Consider the following 16,459-nt stretch of genomic DNA (forward strand, 5'->3'; position numbering starts at 1 on the left):
GATGTTCGTCATCGTCACCTATGACGTCAATGCGAAGCGGACGCAGAAATACCGGAAACTGCTGATCAAGTATCTGGGGCACGAGCAATTCTCGGTCTTCTTCGGCGACATCACCAAATCCCAGCTCGACAAGCTGCGGCGGGAGATGAACAAGCTGGTCGTGGAGGGTGACCGGGTGCTGGAGTTCCTGGTCGAGAACAGGCATAACATCGATATCAGCCTCTGGTCCAAGACCGGCCATTCCACCGGCCTGCCCAGCAAGGAGGCCGATGACCGGCATAAACGCGATTCCCGGATTCTGTAGACGGCAAAGGGGCGATGTTCGATGGCATATCCTGCAAAACTCCCCGGGGATCGAACATCGCTTTCCTGGCGTTCCAGCCCATTTTCCGCCGTCGTCGTCAGGGGGAGGAGCAAAAAATCTTTGTGAGGGCAGGGTTTACGTTCCCCATGAGGGGTTAGAAGTTCCCCCAGGCCAGCCACAGGCTGCTCGGCTTACCATGTTTACGTTCCCCATGAGGGGTTAGAAGACCGGTATCATGGTCGCGACTACCGAAGCCGAGCCTTGTTTACGTTCCCCATGAGGGGTTAGAAGTTGAACAATAAGCCCCGCCGCAAATCCTCCCCTTTGGTTTACGTTCCCCATGAGGGGTTAGAAGAAGGCCAACGCCGTCGAACTCGTTACGCTCCGCATAAGTTTACGTTCCCCATGAGGGGTTAGAAGGAAGTTATCGGCGTCGATCTCAGCCAGTATGAGCCCGTTTACGTTCCCCATGAGGGGTTAGAAGATTGAGGCTCTGGAGAATGGTGGCAGCAGCATGTTTGTTTACGTTCCCCATGAGGGGTTAGAAGACCAAGCTGTATCAGGACCTCGCCGAATGGGCGAGGAGTTTACGTTCCCCATGAGGGGTTAGAAGTTCATGAAGCCGAAAACCTCCCTTTCCCAGACTGCCAGTTTACGTTCCCCATGAGGGGTTAGAAGAGGGTTGAAGACGCCCAGCGGCTACGAGGTTCGTCGTTTACGTTCCCCATGAGGGGTTAGAAGGGTAACGAAAGCCCTGTCGCGGCCTCGGTCAGCACCAGTTTACGTTCCCCATGAGGGGTTAGAAGGACGCGGAGATGGGCTTTGGCTTCGTCCAGGGTGATGTTTACGTTCCCCATGAGGGGTTAGAAGGTGCAACTTTCCATGTTTGAGCCACGCGGCCCGGGCGTTTACGTTCCCCATGAGGGGTTGGAAGGTCAGCCAGTCCGGAGCGGCTTCGGCGCGAACGATCAGTTTACGTTCCCCATGAGGGGTTAGAAGTCTGATGTGCGTGGCGTGCTTCACTCCCGCGCCGAACGTTTACGTTCCCCATGAGGGGTTAGAAGTGGCTGTTCTATGCCGGGACTGCCAGCATCAATGATAGTTTACGTTCCCCATGAGGGGTTAGAAGCCGTTTGATGATGAGGCTGCCGTCTATGACCGCGAGTTTACGTTCCCCATGAGGGGTTAGAAGTTCGATGCTGGCGAACTGGCGGGCGGTGATGTTCTGGTTTACGTTCCCCATGAGGGGTTAGAAGATGCTCTCCAGTCAGGCGGAAATCGGTCTGCGTTACAAGTTTACGTTCCCCATGAGGGGTTAGAAGACAAGTTCGCAGGGGATGACCGTGATGTTTCGAAGCGTTTACGTTCCCCATGAGGGGTTAGAAGAATCACATTGACGCGGAAACCCTGCACATTCGCGGGGGTTTACGTTCCCCATGAGGGGTTAGAAGGCGTTCCAGAGCAGCGGCGCAATCACCCGCGCCACTGGTTTACGTTCCCCATGAGGGGTTAGAAGAGGCCGTTGCCGGCAGTGATGGTGCGTCCGGCCGGCGGTTTACGTTCCCCATGAGGGGTTAGAAGGGCGTCTTCCTCATCCTGGCCGCCGGTCAGAGCGAAGGTTTACGTTCCCCATGAGGGGTTAGAAGATGTCGGTGCTGGCCGAGGCGGCGCCCGCCACCGAGGGTTTACGTTCCCTATGAGGGGAATAAAGCACTCCCTTGGTAAGGGAGAGGTCGACAGTTCTATCCTGCGGGATGGACGTCCCGGCGACGTATGACAGCGGCTGCGGCGTGAGCGTCTTGTTCAGCCGTCGCCGAACGTCTCGGTGTAGATCGCTTCGATCCGCTGCGCCTCCTGGTCGGTCAGGTCCTTGAATTCGCGGTCGCGGGCGCGGTGCGAGAGTTTGCCATCGTTCTGGTTCAGGAAGCGGAACAGCAGGTCGAGGCTGCGGTCCGGCATGTCGACGAGGGTTTCGACGCGGCGGCGGAATGCGTCGTAGCGGCGCAGGAAGGCGGTTTCGCTCGGCAGGTCCTGCTCGATCGTCCGTTCGACGCAGGCATAGAGGAATTCGGCATGGGGGGTGGCGTCGAAGAAGCGGTAGAAATCCCCCGTGTCGTTCAGGACGCGCAGGTTGAACTGCTCGGTCGGTTCCCAGTCGATCAGCGGCAGCAGGCGCTGCGAATAGCTTTCCAGCGTGTTCCGATAGCCGTCGATCCGTTCCAGGATGGCGGCGGAGACGGGGAAGACCATGCCGGGGGGATTGAAGCCGCGCTGGGCCAGGATGTGATGGATCAGATAGCGGTGCAGGCGGCCGTTGCCGTCCTCGAAGGGGTGGATATAGACGAAGCCGAAGGCAAGGACGGCGGCGGCGATCACGGCATCCATGCCCTGCGCCGGGCCGCCGGCGAAGGCGATCATGCCGTCGAGGAGGGCGGGCAGGTCCTCGGGACGGGCGCTGATATGGCTGGGCAGCGGCATCCTGGTTTCGCGGTCATGTTCGCCGACGAAGCCGCCTTCCTCGCGGAAGCCCAGCCTCACGAAGCGGCTGTCGCCGATGACGATCCGCTGCAGGCGCAGCAATTCCTCGCGGTCCAGCGGCTGGCGGCCCGCCTCGCCGATGGCCCGGCCCCAGCGCTGGATGCGGTCTTGCGGCGGGCGCTCCCCTTCGATGGCGTAGCTCGACCTGGAATCCTTGAGAAGCAGGAAGGCCGCCGTGCGGGCAAGGATATCGCGCGGCACGTCGGCGATGATGGCCTGGGCCCGCCGCGGCAGGTCGAGGGCGATGAAACGTTCCAGCGCTTGGCTGCGGAAGACCAGGGGACAGAAATCCGGCGTGCCCGGCAGGTTGTTCCTGAGGCGCTGGCGCGGCGCAGGCACGCCCTCGCTGCCCCATTGCAGCTCGGGATCGAGTACCGGCACATAGCGCCCGGCCTGGGCGTCCGGCAGGTCGAGCGCCGTTCCGGTCAGCCATTCATAGAGAAACCAGATGCGCCGCGCATAGCTGCCGGTCGGCTTATCGCGCACCAGCGCTTCGATGGGAGCGGGGCCGGTCGCCATGAACAGCCGCTTGAGGACCGCCAGATCGAGCCCTTCGTATTTGAGGGCGAAGGTCAGGTGACCGTCCAGGGTGGGATGCGGCGCATGGCGCGGCGTCATGATCCGCCAATTCCGGTCCTCGACGATGCGGTGGCGCGCGCCGATGGCGCAGAGGATGCGCGGCAGCGGAACGGCAAGGCCATAGGCGTCGATCAAGGCGGCATAGCCCGCCGGAACCGCCGTCTCGGGCAGGCGCCTTTCCTGAAAGACGGTTACCGGGCCTGAAAAACGGGGCTGCCGCGCGGAATCCATGAAAAAGGATCTGTCCTGCTGAAATCATGGTCTTGGCCGCATCACGCGGTGAAAAGTGAATCTAGCATCTGAAAAACGATCCCGCAATGACAGCTTCCCTGAAAATTGAGTCCCGTCACAAGGCGGGTTCGATGCGGCCGCTGACCTTGCCGAAGCCGATGCGGTAGCCCTCGCCCTGGCACCAGCCGGTCATGATCACCTCGTCTCCGTCCTGCAAGAAGGACCGTTCCTCGCCGCCTTCCAGGACCAGGGGGGTCTTGCCGTTCCAGGTCAGTTCCAGCAGGCTGCCCAGGGAATCAGGCGTCGGACCGCTGATGGTGCCCGATCCCATCAAATCGCCGATGCGGGTGTTGCAGCCCGAGATGGTGTGATGGACCAGCTGCTGGGCCATGCTCCAATACATATGCCGGAAATTGGTGCGCGAGATCACCGTTTCGCTCTTGGCCCCCGCCGGGCGCAAGGCCACTTCCAGATGCAGGTCGAAGCCCTGCGGCCCGGTCTGGCGCAGATAGGGCAAAGGCTGCGGGTCCTGGACCGGGCCGGCGACGCGGAAGGGTTCCAGCGCTTCCATGGTCACCACCCAGGGCGAGATGGAGGTGGCGAAGGTCTTGCTGTTGAAGGGGCCGAGCGGCACGTATTCCCATTGCTGGATGTCGCGCGCGCTCCAGTCGTTCATCACCACCATGCCGAAGATGTGCTCCTCGGCTTCCGCCATAGGGATCGGCCTGCCCAGCTCGTTGCCCCGGCCGAGGATGAAGGCGGTTTCCAGCTCGAAATCGAGCTTGCGGGAGGGGCCGAAGCTGGGGAATTCGGCGTCGGGGGCCTTGGTTTGGCCGTTGGGGCGGCGGACCGGCGTGCCGCTGACGACGACGGAACTGGCCCGGCCGTTATAGCCGATGGGGATGTGCAGCCAGTTCGGCATCAGGGCGTTCTTCGGGTCGCGGAACATGCTGCCGACATTGGTGGCGTGCTCGCGCGAGGAATAGAAATCGGTATAGCCGCCGATCTCGACCGGCAGATGCATCCTGGCCTGGGCCTGGGGTACCAGGGCGCGGCTGCGCAGGGACAGGTCGTCGCGCAAGGCGGGATTGTCGTGGCGCAGCAATTCGCTGATCCGTGCCCTCGTTTCGCGCCAGGCCGGGCGGCCCAGGGCGATGAAGGGGTTCAGGCTGGGCCGGGCGAAGATGCCCTCGGGCGCGGTTTTCACCAATCCGGCCTCGGCCAGGACGGCAAGGTCCAGCACCTGTCCACCGATGGCGATTCCGACACGCGGCGCAGGGTCGGCGGCGGTCGAGAAGATGCCGAAAGGCAGGTTCTGGATCGGAAAATGGCAGTCCGGCGAAACGTCGATGAAGGACGTCAGACGGGGATCGTTGGGAGTCATGGCGAAGTCTCTTCTTAACGTACAGCCGGATCGAAATTCTTCTTCAAGCCCTGCCAGCAGCGGTAATAATCCGGCTGCAATTGCGCCGTCTCCAGCGCATGGCGGGTGGGGTGGAGGACGGCGCGGGTCTCGAACATGAAGGCCATGGTGTCGCCGATGCGCTGGGGCGTGCTGGTATCGGCCTTCGAGGCCTTCTCGAAGGTGTCGGCATCGGGGCCGTGGCCGCTCATGCAATTGTGCAGGCTGGCCCCGCCCGGCAGGAAGCCGTCCTCCTTGGCGTCATAGCGGCCGTGGATCAGCCCCATGAACTCGCTGGCGAAGTTGCGGTGATACCAGGGCGGGCGGAAGCTGTTCTCCATCGCCAGCCAGCGCGGCGGGAAGATGACGAAGTCGATATTGTCCACGCCGGGCGTGTCGCTGGGCGATTGCAGCACCAGGAAGATCGACGGATCGGGATGGTCGTAGCTGATCGAGCCGATGGTGTTGAAGCGGCGCAGGTCGTATTTATAGGGCGCGTAATTGCCGTGCCAGGCCACCACGTCCAGCGGTGAATGACCGATCTCGGTGGACCACAGATTGCCCATGAACTTGGCGACCAGCTCGAAGCGGCCTTCCCGGTCCTCATAGGCGGCGACGGGGGTCAGGAAGTCGCGCGGATTGGCAAGGCCGTTGGCGCCGATGGGGCCGAGATCGGGCAGGCGGAACAGGGCGCCGTAATTCTCGCAGACATAGCCGCGCGACGGGCCGTCCGGCAATTCGACGCGGAAACGCATCCCGCGCGGAATGACGGCGATTTCCTGGGGCTCGACCTCCAGGACGCCCAGTTCGGTCGCCAGGCGCAGGCGGCCCTGCTGGGGCAGGATCACCATCTCGCCATCGGCGCTATAGAAGAAACGGTTCGTCATCGAGGCATTGGCGGCATAGAGATGCAGGCCGCAGCCGGTCTGGGCGGCGGGGTCGCCGTTGCCCGCCATGGTGACCAGCCCGTCGAGGAAGTCCGTGGGATGGTCCGGCAGGGGCAGCGGGTCCCAGCGCAGTTGGTCGGGCGGCGTCGGGCCGTCGCCGAAACGGCTGACCAGGCGGCCGTTGCCGATGCGGCGGAAGGGCGGATGCATCGCCGCCGGGCGGATGCGGTAGAGCCAGGAGCGGCGGTTGGCATGGCGCGGCGCGGTGAAGGCCGTGCCGGACAGCTGTTCGGCATAAAGGCCGTAAGGGGCGCGCTGGGGCGAGTTCTGGCCGACGGGCAGGGCGCCGGGCAGGGCTTCGGTGGCGAATTCGTTGCCGAAGCCCGATTGATAGTCCAGGACCGGCGCCGTTTCGGCGCGGGAATGGGCGGATGAAATCTTCACCATGTCAGGATTCCCGATTTCCTTGGCCCTGCGTCACATCAGCGATGGCAGCAGCAGGGTCAGCGTTGGAAAGGCGATCAGCAGTCCCAGCCGGAAGAAGTCCGAGATCAGGAAGGGCATCACGCCACGGAAGATGGTCCCCAGGGACACGTCGGGCAGGACGCCGCGCAGGACGAAGACGTTCATGCCGACGGGGGGCGATATCAGGCTGATTTCGGTGACGACCACGACGATCACGGCGAACCAGATCAGCACCATGTCCGGGTCGCCGATGCCGAAATCCAGCCCCATGATGACGGGATAGAAGACCGGCACGGTCAGCAGGATCATCGACAGGCTTTCCAGCACGCAGCCCAGAACCAGATAGACGCCGACGATGATCAGCAGAACCAGCCAGGGCGAGACCTCCAGGTCTTCGACCCAATAGCGTAGCTCGTCGGCCAGCCCGGCGAAGTTGACGAAATTCGCGAAAAGCAGGGCGCCGATGATGACCATGAACAGCATCGCCGTGGTGCGGGCGCTGTCGATCAGCAGGCGGAAGAAGATCGACAGGGTCAGGCGGCCGCGCAGCAGCGCCATCAGGAAGGCGGCGAAGGCGCCGATGCCAGCGGCTTCGGTCGGTGTGAAGAAGCCGCCATAGATGCCGCCCATGATCAGGCCGAGCAGGCCCAGCATTCCCGCGACGCCGCGCAAGGCGCGCAGGCGTTCCGGCCAGGGCATGCGCTCGCCCGCCGGTCCCGTCTCGGGCTTCAGCCAGGTGGTAACGGCGACGGCCAGGCCATAGAGGAGGATGCCCAGCAGGCCGGGAATGATGCCGGCGATGAACAGCTTGCCGATATCCGACTGAGTCAGCAGGCCGTAGATGACCATGATCACCGAGGGCGGAATCAGGATGCCCAGCGTGCCGCCCGCGGCGATGGAACCGGCGGCCAGGCTGTCGGAATAGCCGAACTTGCGCATGGGCGGCATGGCGACCTTGGTCATGGTCGCCGCCGTCGCCAGGGACGAGCCGCAGACCGCCGAAAAGCCGCCGCAGGCCGCGACCGAGGCCATGGCGAGCCCGCCCCGGCGATGGCCGAGAAAGGCATAGGCGGCCTTGTAGAGTTCGCCCGAGACGCCGGCCTGGGTGACGAAATTCCCCATCAGGATGAACAGCGGCAGCACCGACAGGGTGTAGGAGAATCCGGCGTCGAAGGTGTTCTGCGCCAACATCGCCAGGGCCGGTCCCCAATCCACCAGCAGGGCGAAGCCCACGGTTCCGACCAGTGCCATGGCGAAACCGATAGGCATGCGCAGCAGAATCAGGCTGAACAGGGCGCCGAAGCCGATCATGGACTCAGTCATAGGCCGGTCCTTTCAGCATGACGACGCATTTCCAGGCCAGGATCAGGGCGGACAGGAAACAGCAAAAGGCGGCGATATAGCCCACCGGCGCGATGGGGATCCGCAGCTGATCGGTATAGGCGCCATCGGCCACCAGCTTGCCCGCCCGCAGCCAAAGCTGCCAGGACAGCACCCCCAGCACGAGGCTGCTCAGCAGGGTCATCAGGGCTGAGCTGACCCGCAGGACCGAAGGCGGCAGCAGATGGTCGAGGATGTCCACCACCACATGCTCATCCCGCTCGGTGGTCAGCGGCAGGCCGATGAAGATCAGCGCCGCCAGCATCAGCGAGGTCAGTTCGTAGGATCCGGGCACGGGCAGGCCGAGGAAACGGCGGCCGATCACATCGGCGGTGGTCATGGCCGACATTCCGAACAGCAGCAGGGCGGCGGACCCTCCGAGGACGTGGTTGATGATCCGGTGGGAGGCGGGCAGGACCCACCTCCCCTTGGCGGTCGGCGCCCGGCGCTGCCCCAGGTCCACGGTCATGACGGCAGGATGACGCCGGTGGCGGCGCGCAATTCGCGCAGGGCGGCAAGGCCGTCCACGCCGCGCTGCTTGGCCTGTTCCGCCCATTCCGCTTCCAGCGCGTTGGTATGGACGGTCAGTTCCTGCACGAAGGACGGATCGGCCTCGATGATCTCGATGCCCGCCTTCCTGATCTGGTCGAGCGCCACGTCGTCGGCGTCCATCCAGGCCTTGCCCACCCGCCGGGCGAAGGCCTCGCCCGACAATTCGGTGATGGCCTCGCGGTCGGCATCGGAGAGGGCTTCCCATTTCCACGGATTCATCACGAAGAACCAGGAGGTATTGTAGATGCCGCCCGGCACGGTGGTTGTATGCTTCAGGTGGTCGGTCAGCTTGAAGGCGGTCAGGGCTTCCTGGGTGAAGGTGACCCCCTGGATCACGCGGTTGGACAGCATCTCGTAGACTTCGCCCGAAGGCGCCTGGCGCGGCACGGTTCCCAGGCGCGCCATCAACTGGCTGACATAGCCGCCCGGTACGCGCAGGGTCAGGCCCTGGAGGTCTGCGGCGGTACGGATCGGGCGCACATTGTTGTGGATGGCGCCGGGGCCATGGGCGAAGACGCCCAGGGTATGCACCCCGTCATGCTCGTTCGCCTGGGCCAGGCGGTCCTGGTAGAGCTTCCAATAAGCCACCGACAGGTCGGCGGCATTATCGCCCAGGAAGGAGAATTCGGCGGCGCGGCTGAGCAGGAAGCGGTCGCCGGGCGTGAAGCTGTGCAGGCCGTAGGTGATGTCGGCGATGCCGTCGCGGGCCATGTCGAAATGTGCAGGCGCGCCGCCCAGCGGCTTGGGCAGGATGCGGATGCGCACCCGCCGGTCGGTGGCCTTGGCCACATCCTCGGCCCAGGGCTCGAAGGCGTTGACCACGATGGGATGGCGCGGCGGCAGCCAGGACGAGAAGGTCAGAGTGGTCGCGGCCTCGGCGCGGCGGGGCAGGATGGTGGCGCCGAAACCGGCAAGGACGGCACCAGCCGCGGCACCCTTCAACAGCGAACGGCGGGACAAATGGGTCATGACGTTGAACCTCCGTGGGATTTTCCGGACGGTGTTTTTGTTGAGCCCGTCCTTTACCGGCATCATATAGTTTCGAGTGAAACCATGCAACGCATTAGATAATGTCAAATGGCATAGGCCGGGTGTCGGCTTTTGCCTCTTCCGGGTCTCTGCCGAACGCTTGGAAAATCTCTCGAACGGATTCGCTCATGATGAATTTCTGCGCTACCTTCTTGGGGCCGACAGAATGGAAAGGCAGCGGACGCGGATGGAAGAAGACAGGCAGAAGGACCGGCGGGGCATTCAGTCCATCGAGGTGGGCGGGCGGATCCTGCAGGCCCTGGCGCGGTCGGGCCTGCCCATGATGCTGAAGGATCTGGCGCGCGAGGCGGGGATGAGCGCGGCCAAGGCCCATCCCTATCTGGTGAGTTTCGGCAAGATCGGGCTGATCGAGCAGGACCCGCTGACGGGCCGCTATGAGGTCGGGCCCCTGGCCCTGCAATTGGGGTTGGTCAGCCTTCAGCGCCTCGATCCGGTGCGCATCGCCTCGGGCGCCATCGCCGCCCTGTCCAGCCGCATCGGCCATTCCGTCGCCATCGCCGTCTGGGGCAGTCTCGGCCCGACCATCGTGCGGGTCGAGGAATCGAGCCATCCGCTGCATGTCAATCTGCGCACCGGCAGCGTCATGTCGCTGCTGAACACGGCCACGGGCCGGGTCTTCGCCGCCTATATGCCGCGCAAGCTGATCGAGAGCCTGCTTCTGTCGGGGCCCCGTCTGCTGGGCGACGAGAGAGCCGCGGTGGAGTCACCGGACTGGAACGAGATCGAGCCGGTCCTGACCGAAGTCCGCCGCCAGGGATTGTCCCGCGCATTGGGCAATCCCATCCCCGGCATCAACGCCTTCAGCGCCCCCGTCTTCGATCACAGCCGGAACATCGTCCTGGCCGTCACCGCCATGGGACCGTCGGGCATTTTCGATGCCGACTGGAATAGCTCGCTTGCCCAGGATATCCGCGCCTGCGCCGCCGATATCTCCCATCGTCTGGGATATGTCGGCGAGACAAGGGCGGCGGGGTAGGAGGCGAAGCTCTCCTCACACCGCGTCCGGCTGGTTGTCGGGATGGGCGGCCTGGAAGGCGGGCAGGGCGGCGCAGGCTTCGTCGATGCGGGTCAGGGTGGGATAGGGCGCCAGGTCGATCTGGAATCGCCGCGCATTGAAAAGCTGGGGCACCAGGACGCAATCGGCCAGTCCGGGCGTGTCGCCATGGCAGAAGCGGCCGGTGGCGGGATGGCCCGCCAGCATGCTTTCCAAAGCGGGCAGGCCGGTTTCGATCCAATGCCGGTACCAGGCGTTCTTCTGTTCCTCCGAAACGCCCAGCGTCCTGACCAGATAGCGCAGCACCCGCAGATTGTTCAGCGGATGGATGTCGCAGGCCACCGCCTGGGCCAGGGCGCGCACCCTTGCCCTTTCCACCGGATCGGAGGGCAGCAGCGCCGGGGCGGGATGCGTCTCTTCCAGATATTCGATGATGGCCAGGGATTGGGTCAGCACCCGCCCGTCCTCTTCCAGGACCGGCACCAATCCTTGCGGATTGAGGGCGAGATAGGCGTCCCGGTGCTGTTCCCCGCCATCGCGCAGCAGATGGACGGGCAGCGAGTCGTATCCCACCCCCTTCAGCCCCAGGGCGATGCGGACGCGATAGGCCGCCGAACTGCGGAAATAGGTATACAGCTTCATATTCGGCTCCGGATCGGGATTGGGCGGAGAAGAGGCCTCCGCCCAGTTTCCCTCATTTAGACTTTCGCGGCCAGCGCCGGTTCGGTCTTGTAGCGGTCTTCCAGGGCGGCGGCGGGAAGGGAAGGCGAGGCGGCCGGGAGCTGGCCGCCGACCGGCGCGCCGATGCCCTGGCGCGCCATGTTCATGGCTTCGCGCAAGACGTCCAGATCGCCGATATGGTTGGACAGCAGCAGGATCAGCCGGGCATTGACCTGGGCGCTTTCCTCCTCGCTCAGGTCCTGGTGCATAGCGATCAGGGCTTCGTAGAAATCGTCGCCGGGGCTGAAGTCGCGGAGGAAGCGCCGGCCCTGCTGGTGGAAATTGGGTTGGGTGTTGAGCGTCATGATCGTCTCCCCAAGGCTCAGGCGTTGCAGGTGGCGCGGGCGACTGCGTCGCGGATGGCGGTGGCGTCGAAGCGGCGCCAGCGTGCCGTCACATGCTGGTCGGGACGGATCAGATAGACCGTGCCGGGCTGGGCGTCGTAGCGTTCGGCAAAGCGGCCCTTGATGTCCTCGAACACGGTCATGCCCGCCGGGGCGGCGGCGCCCTTGGGCATGACGGCGACTGTAGTGACGGGAATGGCGCCTTCGCCCAGGGCGATCACCTGTCCGGCGGGAATGTCGTAGGAAGGCGCATAGACCAGCGCCATGAAGCGATTGCCGACATGGTCGAGCAGCCAGCCTTCCTCTCCCTCGACGGCGATGGGGGCATCGGCCATGGGCGCCCCGGGAAGCATGTCGCCGCCGAAGGTGTCCTGGTCGGGCGTGTTCAGCCGCGATCCGGTCAGGACGCTGGGCACCGACAGCCGCCCGGAATTGACCAGCGCGCGGGCGAAGGGATAGTCCCGCGCCAGGGTCAGGACGGCATTGCGGAAGGTCAGCGAGGCCATGGTCTTGGGCGTGATGAAATCGGTCGAACGGGTCGAATTCATGATGTTTTCGTCGGCGGCGAAGACCCGTTCCTCGCTATAGGTGTCGAGTAGGCTTTCCGGCGCCTTGCCGTCCATCACCAGCTTCAGCTTCCAGATCAGGTTGTCGGTGTCCTGGATGCCCGAATTGGCGCCGCGTGCGCCGAAGGGCGAGACCTGATGGGCCGAATCGCCGACGAACAGCACCCGGCCCTTGCGGAAGTCCTTCATGCGGCGGCATTGGAAGGTATAGACGCTGACCCATTCCAGCTCGAATTCCTTGTCCTCGCCCAGCATGGCCTGGATGCGGGGGATGACCTTCTCCGGCTTGCGCTCCTCTTCGGGGTCGGCCTGCCAGCCGAGCTGGAAGTCGATGCGCCAGACATTGTCCGACTGGCGGTGCAGCAGGACGGACTGGTTGGGATGGAAGGGAGGGTCGAACCAGAACCAGCGCTCGGCCGGGAAATCGGCATGCATGACGATATCGGCGATCAGGAAGCGGTCCATGAAGACCTTGCCGTCGATATCCAGCCCCATCATGGTGCGAATCGAGCTGCGCGCGCCGTCGGCGACCACCAGCCAGCCGGTTTCCAGCGTATAGAAGCCGTCCGGCGTCTGCACATCCAGCGTGGTCTTGTCCGTTCCGGCCTCGACCGCCACCACGCGGTTCTTCCAGCGCAGGTCGATATTGGGCAGTTCCGCGCAGCGCTTCACCAGGAATTCTTCCAGGTAGTATTGCTGCAGGTTGATCATTCCCGGACGCTTGTGGTCGGGTTGGGGGCAGAGATTGAAGCTGTAGACCTCTTCCTCGCGGAAGAAGGTGCGGCCGACATTCCAGCTGACGCCCTTGGTGCAGCAGGCATCGCCGACGCCCAGGCGGTCGAGGACCTCCAGCGCCCGCTTGGCATAGCAGACCCCGCGCGAACCGACCGAGACGGTGTTGTCGTCATCGAGCACGACGACCGGGATGCCCTGCTGCGCCAGGTCGATGGCCGCCGTCAGCCCCACTGGACCGGCACCGACGACGATGGCGGGATGGCGCCCGGCCTGTCCGGCCTTCTGTTCGGACGGCTGGACATAATCGAATTTCGGGTATGTGTAAGTGCTGAGCAACGCTTCCTCCCTTATGCTTTTTTTAGCTTTGTTGGACGTTGTCGCTTCGAGGCTCAATCCGCCTGTAAACCGTGCCACATTTCCTTGTCGCGTTCTGCCGTCCAGATGCGCGGATGCGCTATGCCCTTGGCTTCGTCCACCGCGCGGGTGACATCGAAGGGCAGGCAATGCTCGTAGATGAAGACATGGCCGAATTTCGGGTCCATGACCTTGCGGGTATGGGCCATGGCCTGCTTCAGGGTCATGTCGGCGGCGACGGCTTCCTGGGCGCAGCGGAACAGGGTGGTGACGAAATCCTGGGTGTAGTCCAGGCCGGCGGCCACTTCGCGGGGTGACATCAGCGCCGGGCCACGCCCGGGGACCAGCTTTTCAGGGGCCAGGGCGCGCAGGCGGTCCAGCGTCGCGGGCCATTCCGCCAGATGGGCGTCGCCGGTGTAGCAGGCCGCTTCGCATTCCACCAGATCGCCCGAGAACAGCACCTTCTCGGCGGGCAGCCAGACAATTGTGTCGCCCTTGGTATGGCCTGCGCCCGGATGCATGATCCGGATTTCGACACCGCCCATGAACAGCGTCATCTCTTCCTTGAAGACCAGGGTCGGCCAGGTCAGGCCGGGGACGGATTCGAAATTTTGAAACAGGCGCGGAAAGCGTTCGTATTCGGACTGCATGTCCTGCGCGCCACGTTCGACGATCAGGTCATAGGTGCCCTGGCTGGCGATGATTTCCTGGCAGCCTTCGGGCCCATAGGCCGAGGCGCCCAGCACGCGCACGGCGTGATAATGGCTGAGCACCAGATACTTGATCGGCTTGTCGGTGACCTTGCGGATTTCGTCGATCAGGCGCCGGGCCATCACCGGTGTCGCCAGGGCATCGACGATCAGCACCCCTTCGTCGGTGATGACCACTCCCGTATTGGGATCGCCTTCCGCCGTATAGCCCCAGGCATGGTCGGACAACTGGGTGAAGCTGGCCTTCTTTTCCTCCAGGTCGGCAACCGAGGCGAATTGCTTTGTCATTGTTATGTCCTCAAGGCTCGAATTCCGGTGCGGGGGCATGACGCGGACGTCCTTCGGCACCCCCGATTTTCCAAATTGCGACACAAGTTATGAAATTCAGAATCTATTCCGTCAATCGGAAAGAGGGTGCGGTCTCGCCTCCTGGTCGTAAGGGGTGGGGCTATTTCTTTCGTGGGAATGGGGCGGAAGGGCCATTTTTCCGCTTGGAATATGTTTCAAATGAAACTAATTTTGCATGGGAAAGTTTCAAATGAAACGTTGTGCCGGAAAAACCGGCAGGCCAGACAGGGAGAAGAGGATGAAGAACTGGATTTCGTTTCCGCGCATCGAAGGCAACGCGACGCGCCAAGCCCATTGCAGGCTGCCCGAAGGCACCTACGAGCGGGAAGTGGGCCGCGAAGGCTTCTTCGGTCCGGCCAGCCAACTGCATCACAAGCATCCGCCGACCGGCTGGACCAGCTTTGACGGCGATCTGCGCCCGCGCGCCTTCGACACCACCCGCATCCGGGCGGTCAGCGACAATCCCTGGGATGCCGTGGCGCTGATGGGCAATGCCGCCACCCAGGTCCGCCTGTGGCGCACCGAGGGCAAGAGCCTGCTGGTTCGCAATGCCGACGGCGACGACGCCCTGTTCTTTCACCAGGGGGCGGGGGACCTATACTGCGATTACGGCCACATGACCTTCCGCGAAGGCGATTACGTCATCCTGCCGCGCGGCACCGCCTGGCGCATCGAATGCGCCGAACCCGCCACCGTGCTGATGATCGAAGCCACCGGCGATTCCTACAAGCTGCCGGAAAAAGGCATCGTCGGACGCCATGCCCTGTTCGATGCCGCCGTGCTGGACGTGCCCGCGATCGACGAAGCCTTCCTGGCCCAGCAGGACGAAGCCGAGTGGACCATCCACATCAAGCGCGGCAACCACCTGTCCCGTCAGACCTTCCCCTTCAATCCGCTGGATGCCCAGGGCTGGCATGGCGACCTGGCCCCGGTGAAGCTGAACTGGCGCGACATCCGCCCGCTGATGAGCGCGCGCTACCACTTGCCGCCTTCGGCCCATGCCACCTTCCTGGCCGGTGGGGTGATCATCTGCACCTTCGTTCCGCGCCCCATCGAATCCGATCCGGACGCGCTGAAGCTGCCCTATTACCATTCCAACGAGGATTTCGACGAAGTGCTGTTCTACCACAAGGGGCAGTTCTTCTCGCGCGACAACATCCATCCCGGCATGATCACCTATCATCCCAACGGCTTCGTCCATGGCCCCCATCCCAAGGCCTATGAGACGGCGATGCGATACGGCCGTAAGGAGACCGACGAGGTGGCGGTGATGATCGACACCCGCCAGCCGCTGGAGGTCTACCCCCTGCCGCCGGAGGTCGAGTGGGAAGGCTATGTCCATTCCTGGAAGCAGCCGGAAAACGCAGCGGCTGAATAAGTCTTTATCCTGACGCCATTCCCGTGGCTAGAATGCCTCCTGTCCCCGGCTCGCGGGGACAGGTAAGGAGACGAGCCCGGTGAGTGACAACGGAGAAGGCAAGCACGGCGTCCAGTCCATCGAGATCGGCATGCATGTCCTGCGTGCCGTGGCCAGCGGCGACCGGCCGATGATGCTGAAGGAAATCGCCGCCGTCGCGGGGATGCCGGCCTCGAAGGCCCATCGCTATCTGGTCAGCCTGATCCGCTCGGGGATGGTCGAGCAATTGCCCAGTACCTCGCGCTACGAACTGGGCCCGGCCGCCCTGACCATCGGTTTGGCGGCCATCGACCGGCTGGACCGCATCCAGCTCGGCCTGAACGCCATCGCGGAATTGCGCGACGAGATCAACGAGACCACCGCCCTGGCGGTGTGGAGCGAGAACGGCCCGGTCATCATCCGGGGGGAAAGCCCGCGCCGTCCCATCACCGTCAATCTCATGACCGGCACAGCGCTGGACATGCTGACCTCGGCCAGCGGGCGCATCTTCGGCGCCTATCTGCCGCCCGAGACCTATCGCTCCCTGGTGGAGCGTGAACTGGCCGAGGGCCGCGCCCCCGGCGGCATCGAGTCCTGGGAAAAGGCGCTGGAGATGTTCGGCGAAATCCGCAAGGCGGGCATCGCCAGCGTTTCGGGCTATCACCTCGTCCCCGGTGTCGAGGCGGTCGGCGCACCCGTTTTCAACTTCAAGAACGAAATCACCCTGGCCATGCTGGCCGTGGGCATCCACGGCATGTTCGACATGGACCCCGACGGCCCCATCGTCGCCGCCTTGCGCCGCAGCGCCGCGCGGCTATCGGCCCGGCTGGGCTATTCCCAAGGGGCGGAGGCTTAAGTCCAGCGGCCCTGTCCGCCGCCTTCATTCACGGCAACCTATCCGGAG

Annotated in this window: 14 protein-coding genes and 1 CRISPR repeat array; of the genes, 4 read left to right on the forward strand and 10 right to left on the reverse strand. The window is 63.9% G+C overall.

The features are described from left to right. Window position 1 precedes the first annotated feature (1 nt). A complete protein-coding gene (gene cas2, locus EPD66_RS01080; protein ID WP_142846431.1) occupies window positions 2-304 on the forward strand; it encodes a CRISPR-associated endonuclease Cas2 in 303 nt (100 codons plus the stop codon). Between the two features lie 133 nt (window positions 305-437). Continuing rightward, a CRISPR array of direct repeats spans window positions 438-2,015; the repeat unit is 28 nt; unit sequence GTTTACGTTCCCCATGAGGGGTTAGAAG. 92 nt (window positions 2,016-2,107) lie between these two features. On the opposite strand, the gene EPD66_RS01085 is transcribed toward cas2, so the two are convergent. The 6 genes from EPD66_RS01085 to EPD66_RS01110 all read right to left on the reverse strand — a co-directional run bounded on the left by EPD66_RS01085 (window position 2,108) and on the right by EPD66_RS01110 (window position 9,307). Further along, a complete protein-coding gene (locus EPD66_RS01085) occupies window positions 2,108-3,652 on the reverse strand; it encodes a Fic family protein (protein WP_142846433.1) in 1,545 nt (514 codons plus the stop codon). A 115-nt stretch (window positions 3,653-3,767) separates the two neighbouring features. Then, complete coding sequence (fahA, locus tag EPD66_RS01090; protein WP_142846435.1) at window positions 3,768-5,036, reverse strand: fumarylacetoacetase; 1,269 nt, start codon at window positions 5,034-5,036, stop codon at window positions 3,768-3,770. 14 nt (window positions 5,037-5,050) lie between these two features. Further along, complete coding sequence (gene hmgA, locus EPD66_RS01095; RefSeq protein WP_142846437.1) at window positions 5,051-6,388, reverse strand: homogentisate 1,2-dioxygenase; 1,338 nt, start codon at window positions 6,386-6,388, stop codon at window positions 5,051-5,053. Window positions 6,389-6,418: 30 nt separating this feature from the next. Further along, window positions 6,419-7,729, reverse strand: a complete 1,311-nt coding sequence (locus EPD66_RS01100; protein WP_142846439.1) for a TRAP transporter large permease — start codon at window positions 7,727-7,729, stop codon at window positions 6,419-6,421. Continuing rightward, the gene (locus tag EPD66_RS01105; RefSeq protein ID WP_185961189.1) at window positions 7,722-8,255 is read right to left on the reverse strand and encodes a TRAP transporter small permease; all 534 of its coding nucleotides are present in this window, start codon (window positions 8,253-8,255) and stop codon (window positions 7,722-7,724) included. Before EPD66_RS01105 ends, EPD66_RS01100 begins: the two co-directional genes overlap by 8 nt. Beyond that, entirely contained in the window at window positions 8,252-9,307 is a 1,056-nt protein-coding gene (locus tag EPD66_RS01110; protein WP_221930851.1) for a TRAP transporter substrate-binding protein, read from the reverse strand. Before EPD66_RS01110 ends, EPD66_RS01105 begins: the two co-directional genes overlap by 4 nt. Window positions 9,308-9,554: 247 nt before the next feature. Between EPD66_RS01110 and EPD66_RS01115 the strand changes: the two genes are divergently transcribed. Continuing rightward, complete coding sequence (locus EPD66_RS01115) at window positions 9,555-10,364, forward strand: IclR family transcriptional regulator (RefSeq protein WP_142846443.1); 810 nt, start codon at window positions 9,555-9,557, stop codon at window positions 10,362-10,364. A 15-nt stretch (window positions 10,365-10,379) separates the two neighbouring features. On the opposite strand, the gene maiA is transcribed toward EPD66_RS01115, so the two are convergent. The 4 genes from maiA to EPD66_RS01135 are packed head-to-tail and all read right to left on the reverse strand — an operon-like array spanning window position 10,380 to window position 14,099. Continuing rightward, window positions 10,380-11,024 carry a maleylacetoacetate isomerase gene (gene maiA, locus EPD66_RS01120; protein ID WP_142846445.1) on the reverse strand — a complete coding sequence of 215 codons (645 nt, stop codon included), beginning with the start codon at window positions 11,022-11,024 and terminating at the stop codon, window positions 10,380-10,382. A 56-nt stretch (window positions 11,025-11,080) separates the two neighbouring features. Next, window positions 11,081-11,407: a DUF2783 domain-containing protein gene (locus EPD66_RS01125; RefSeq protein ID WP_142846447.1), complete on the reverse strand. Its 327-nt coding sequence runs from the start codon at window positions 11,405-11,407 to the stop codon at window positions 11,081-11,083. A 17-nt stretch (window positions 11,408-11,424) separates the two neighbouring features. Next, window positions 11,425-13,083 (reverse strand): FAD-dependent oxidoreductase, encoded by a 1,659-nt coding sequence (locus tag EPD66_RS01130; protein ID WP_142846449.1) that lies wholly within the window; start codon window positions 13,081-13,083, stop codon window positions 11,425-11,427. A 53-nt stretch (window positions 13,084-13,136) separates the two neighbouring features. Beyond that, the gene (locus EPD66_RS01135; RefSeq protein ID WP_142846451.1) at window positions 13,137-14,099 is read right to left on the reverse strand and encodes an MBL fold metallo-hydrolase; all 963 of its coding nucleotides are present in this window, start codon (window positions 14,097-14,099) and stop codon (window positions 13,137-13,139) included. Window positions 14,100-14,397: 298 nt separating this feature from the next. Here EPD66_RS01135 and EPD66_RS01140 point away from each other — a divergent pair, with 298 nt between their 5' ends. Together EPD66_RS01140 and EPD66_RS01145 are read left to right on the forward strand one after the other, a co-directional pair. Next, window positions 14,398-15,537, forward strand: a complete 1,140-nt coding sequence (locus tag EPD66_RS01140) for a homogentisate 1,2-dioxygenase (RefSeq protein WP_142846454.1) — start codon at window positions 14,398-14,400, stop codon at window positions 15,535-15,537. Between the two features lie 79 nt (window positions 15,538-15,616). Next, complete coding sequence (locus EPD66_RS01145) at window positions 15,617-16,411, forward strand: IclR family transcriptional regulator (RefSeq protein ID WP_221930827.1); 795 nt, start codon at window positions 15,617-15,619, stop codon at window positions 16,409-16,411. Window positions 16,412-16,459 lie beyond the last annotated feature (48 nt).

The organism is Telmatospirillum sp. J64-1 (assembly GCF_006980715.1).
Taxonomy (GTDB): domain Bacteria; phylum Pseudomonadota; class Alphaproteobacteria; order Rhodospirillales; family Magnetospirillaceae; genus Oleiliquidispirillum; species Oleiliquidispirillum nitrogeniifigens.

What these genes read in the sequence shown, in the direction of transcription:
- cas2 (WP_142846431.1), top strand. Translation starts at nt 2, where the DNA reads ATGTTCGTCATCGTCACCTATGACGTCAATGCGAAGCGGACGCAGAAA.
- EPD66_RS01085 (WP_142846433.1), bottom strand. Translation starts at nt 3,652, where the DNA reads ATGGATTCCGCGCGGCAGCCCCGTTTTTCAGGCCCGGTAACCGTCTTT.
- hmgA (WP_142846437.1), bottom strand. Translation starts at nt 6,388, where the DNA reads ATGGTGAAGATTTCATCCGCCCATTCCCGCGCCGAAACGGCGCCGGTC.
- EPD66_RS01140 (WP_142846454.1), top strand. Translation starts at nt 14,398, where the DNA reads ATGAAGAACTGGATTTCGTTTCCGCGCATCGAAGGCAACGCGACGCGC.
- maiA (WP_142846445.1), bottom strand. Translation starts at nt 11,024, where the DNA reads ATGAAGCTGTATACCTATTTCCGCAGTTCGGCGGCCTATCGCGTCCGC.
- fahA (WP_142846435.1), bottom strand. Translation starts at nt 5,036, where the DNA reads ATGACTCCCAACGATCCCCGTCTGACGTCCTTCATCGACGTTTCGCCG.
- EPD66_RS01125 (WP_142846447.1), bottom strand. Translation starts at nt 11,407, where the DNA reads ATGACGCTCAACACCCAACCCAATTTCCACCAGCAGGGCCGGCGCTTC.
- EPD66_RS01115 (WP_142846443.1), top strand. Translation starts at nt 9,555, where the DNA reads ATGGAAGAAGACAGGCAGAAGGACCGGCGGGGCATTCAGTCCATCGAG.
- EPD66_RS01110 (WP_221930851.1), bottom strand. Translation starts at nt 9,307, where the DNA reads ATGACCCATTTGTCCCGCCGTTCGCTGTTGAAGGGTGCCGCGGCTGGT.
- EPD66_RS01105 (WP_185961189.1), bottom strand. Translation starts at nt 8,255, where the DNA reads ATGACCGTGGACCTGGGGCAGCGCCGGGCGCCGACCGCCAAGGGGAGG.
- EPD66_RS01100 (WP_142846439.1), bottom strand. Translation starts at nt 7,729, where the DNA reads ATGACTGAGTCCATGATCGGCTTCGGCGCCCTGTTCAGCCTGATTCTG.
- EPD66_RS01135 (WP_142846451.1), bottom strand. Translation starts at nt 14,099, where the DNA reads ATGACAAAGCAATTCGCCTCGGTTGCCGACCTGGAGGAAAAGAAGGCC.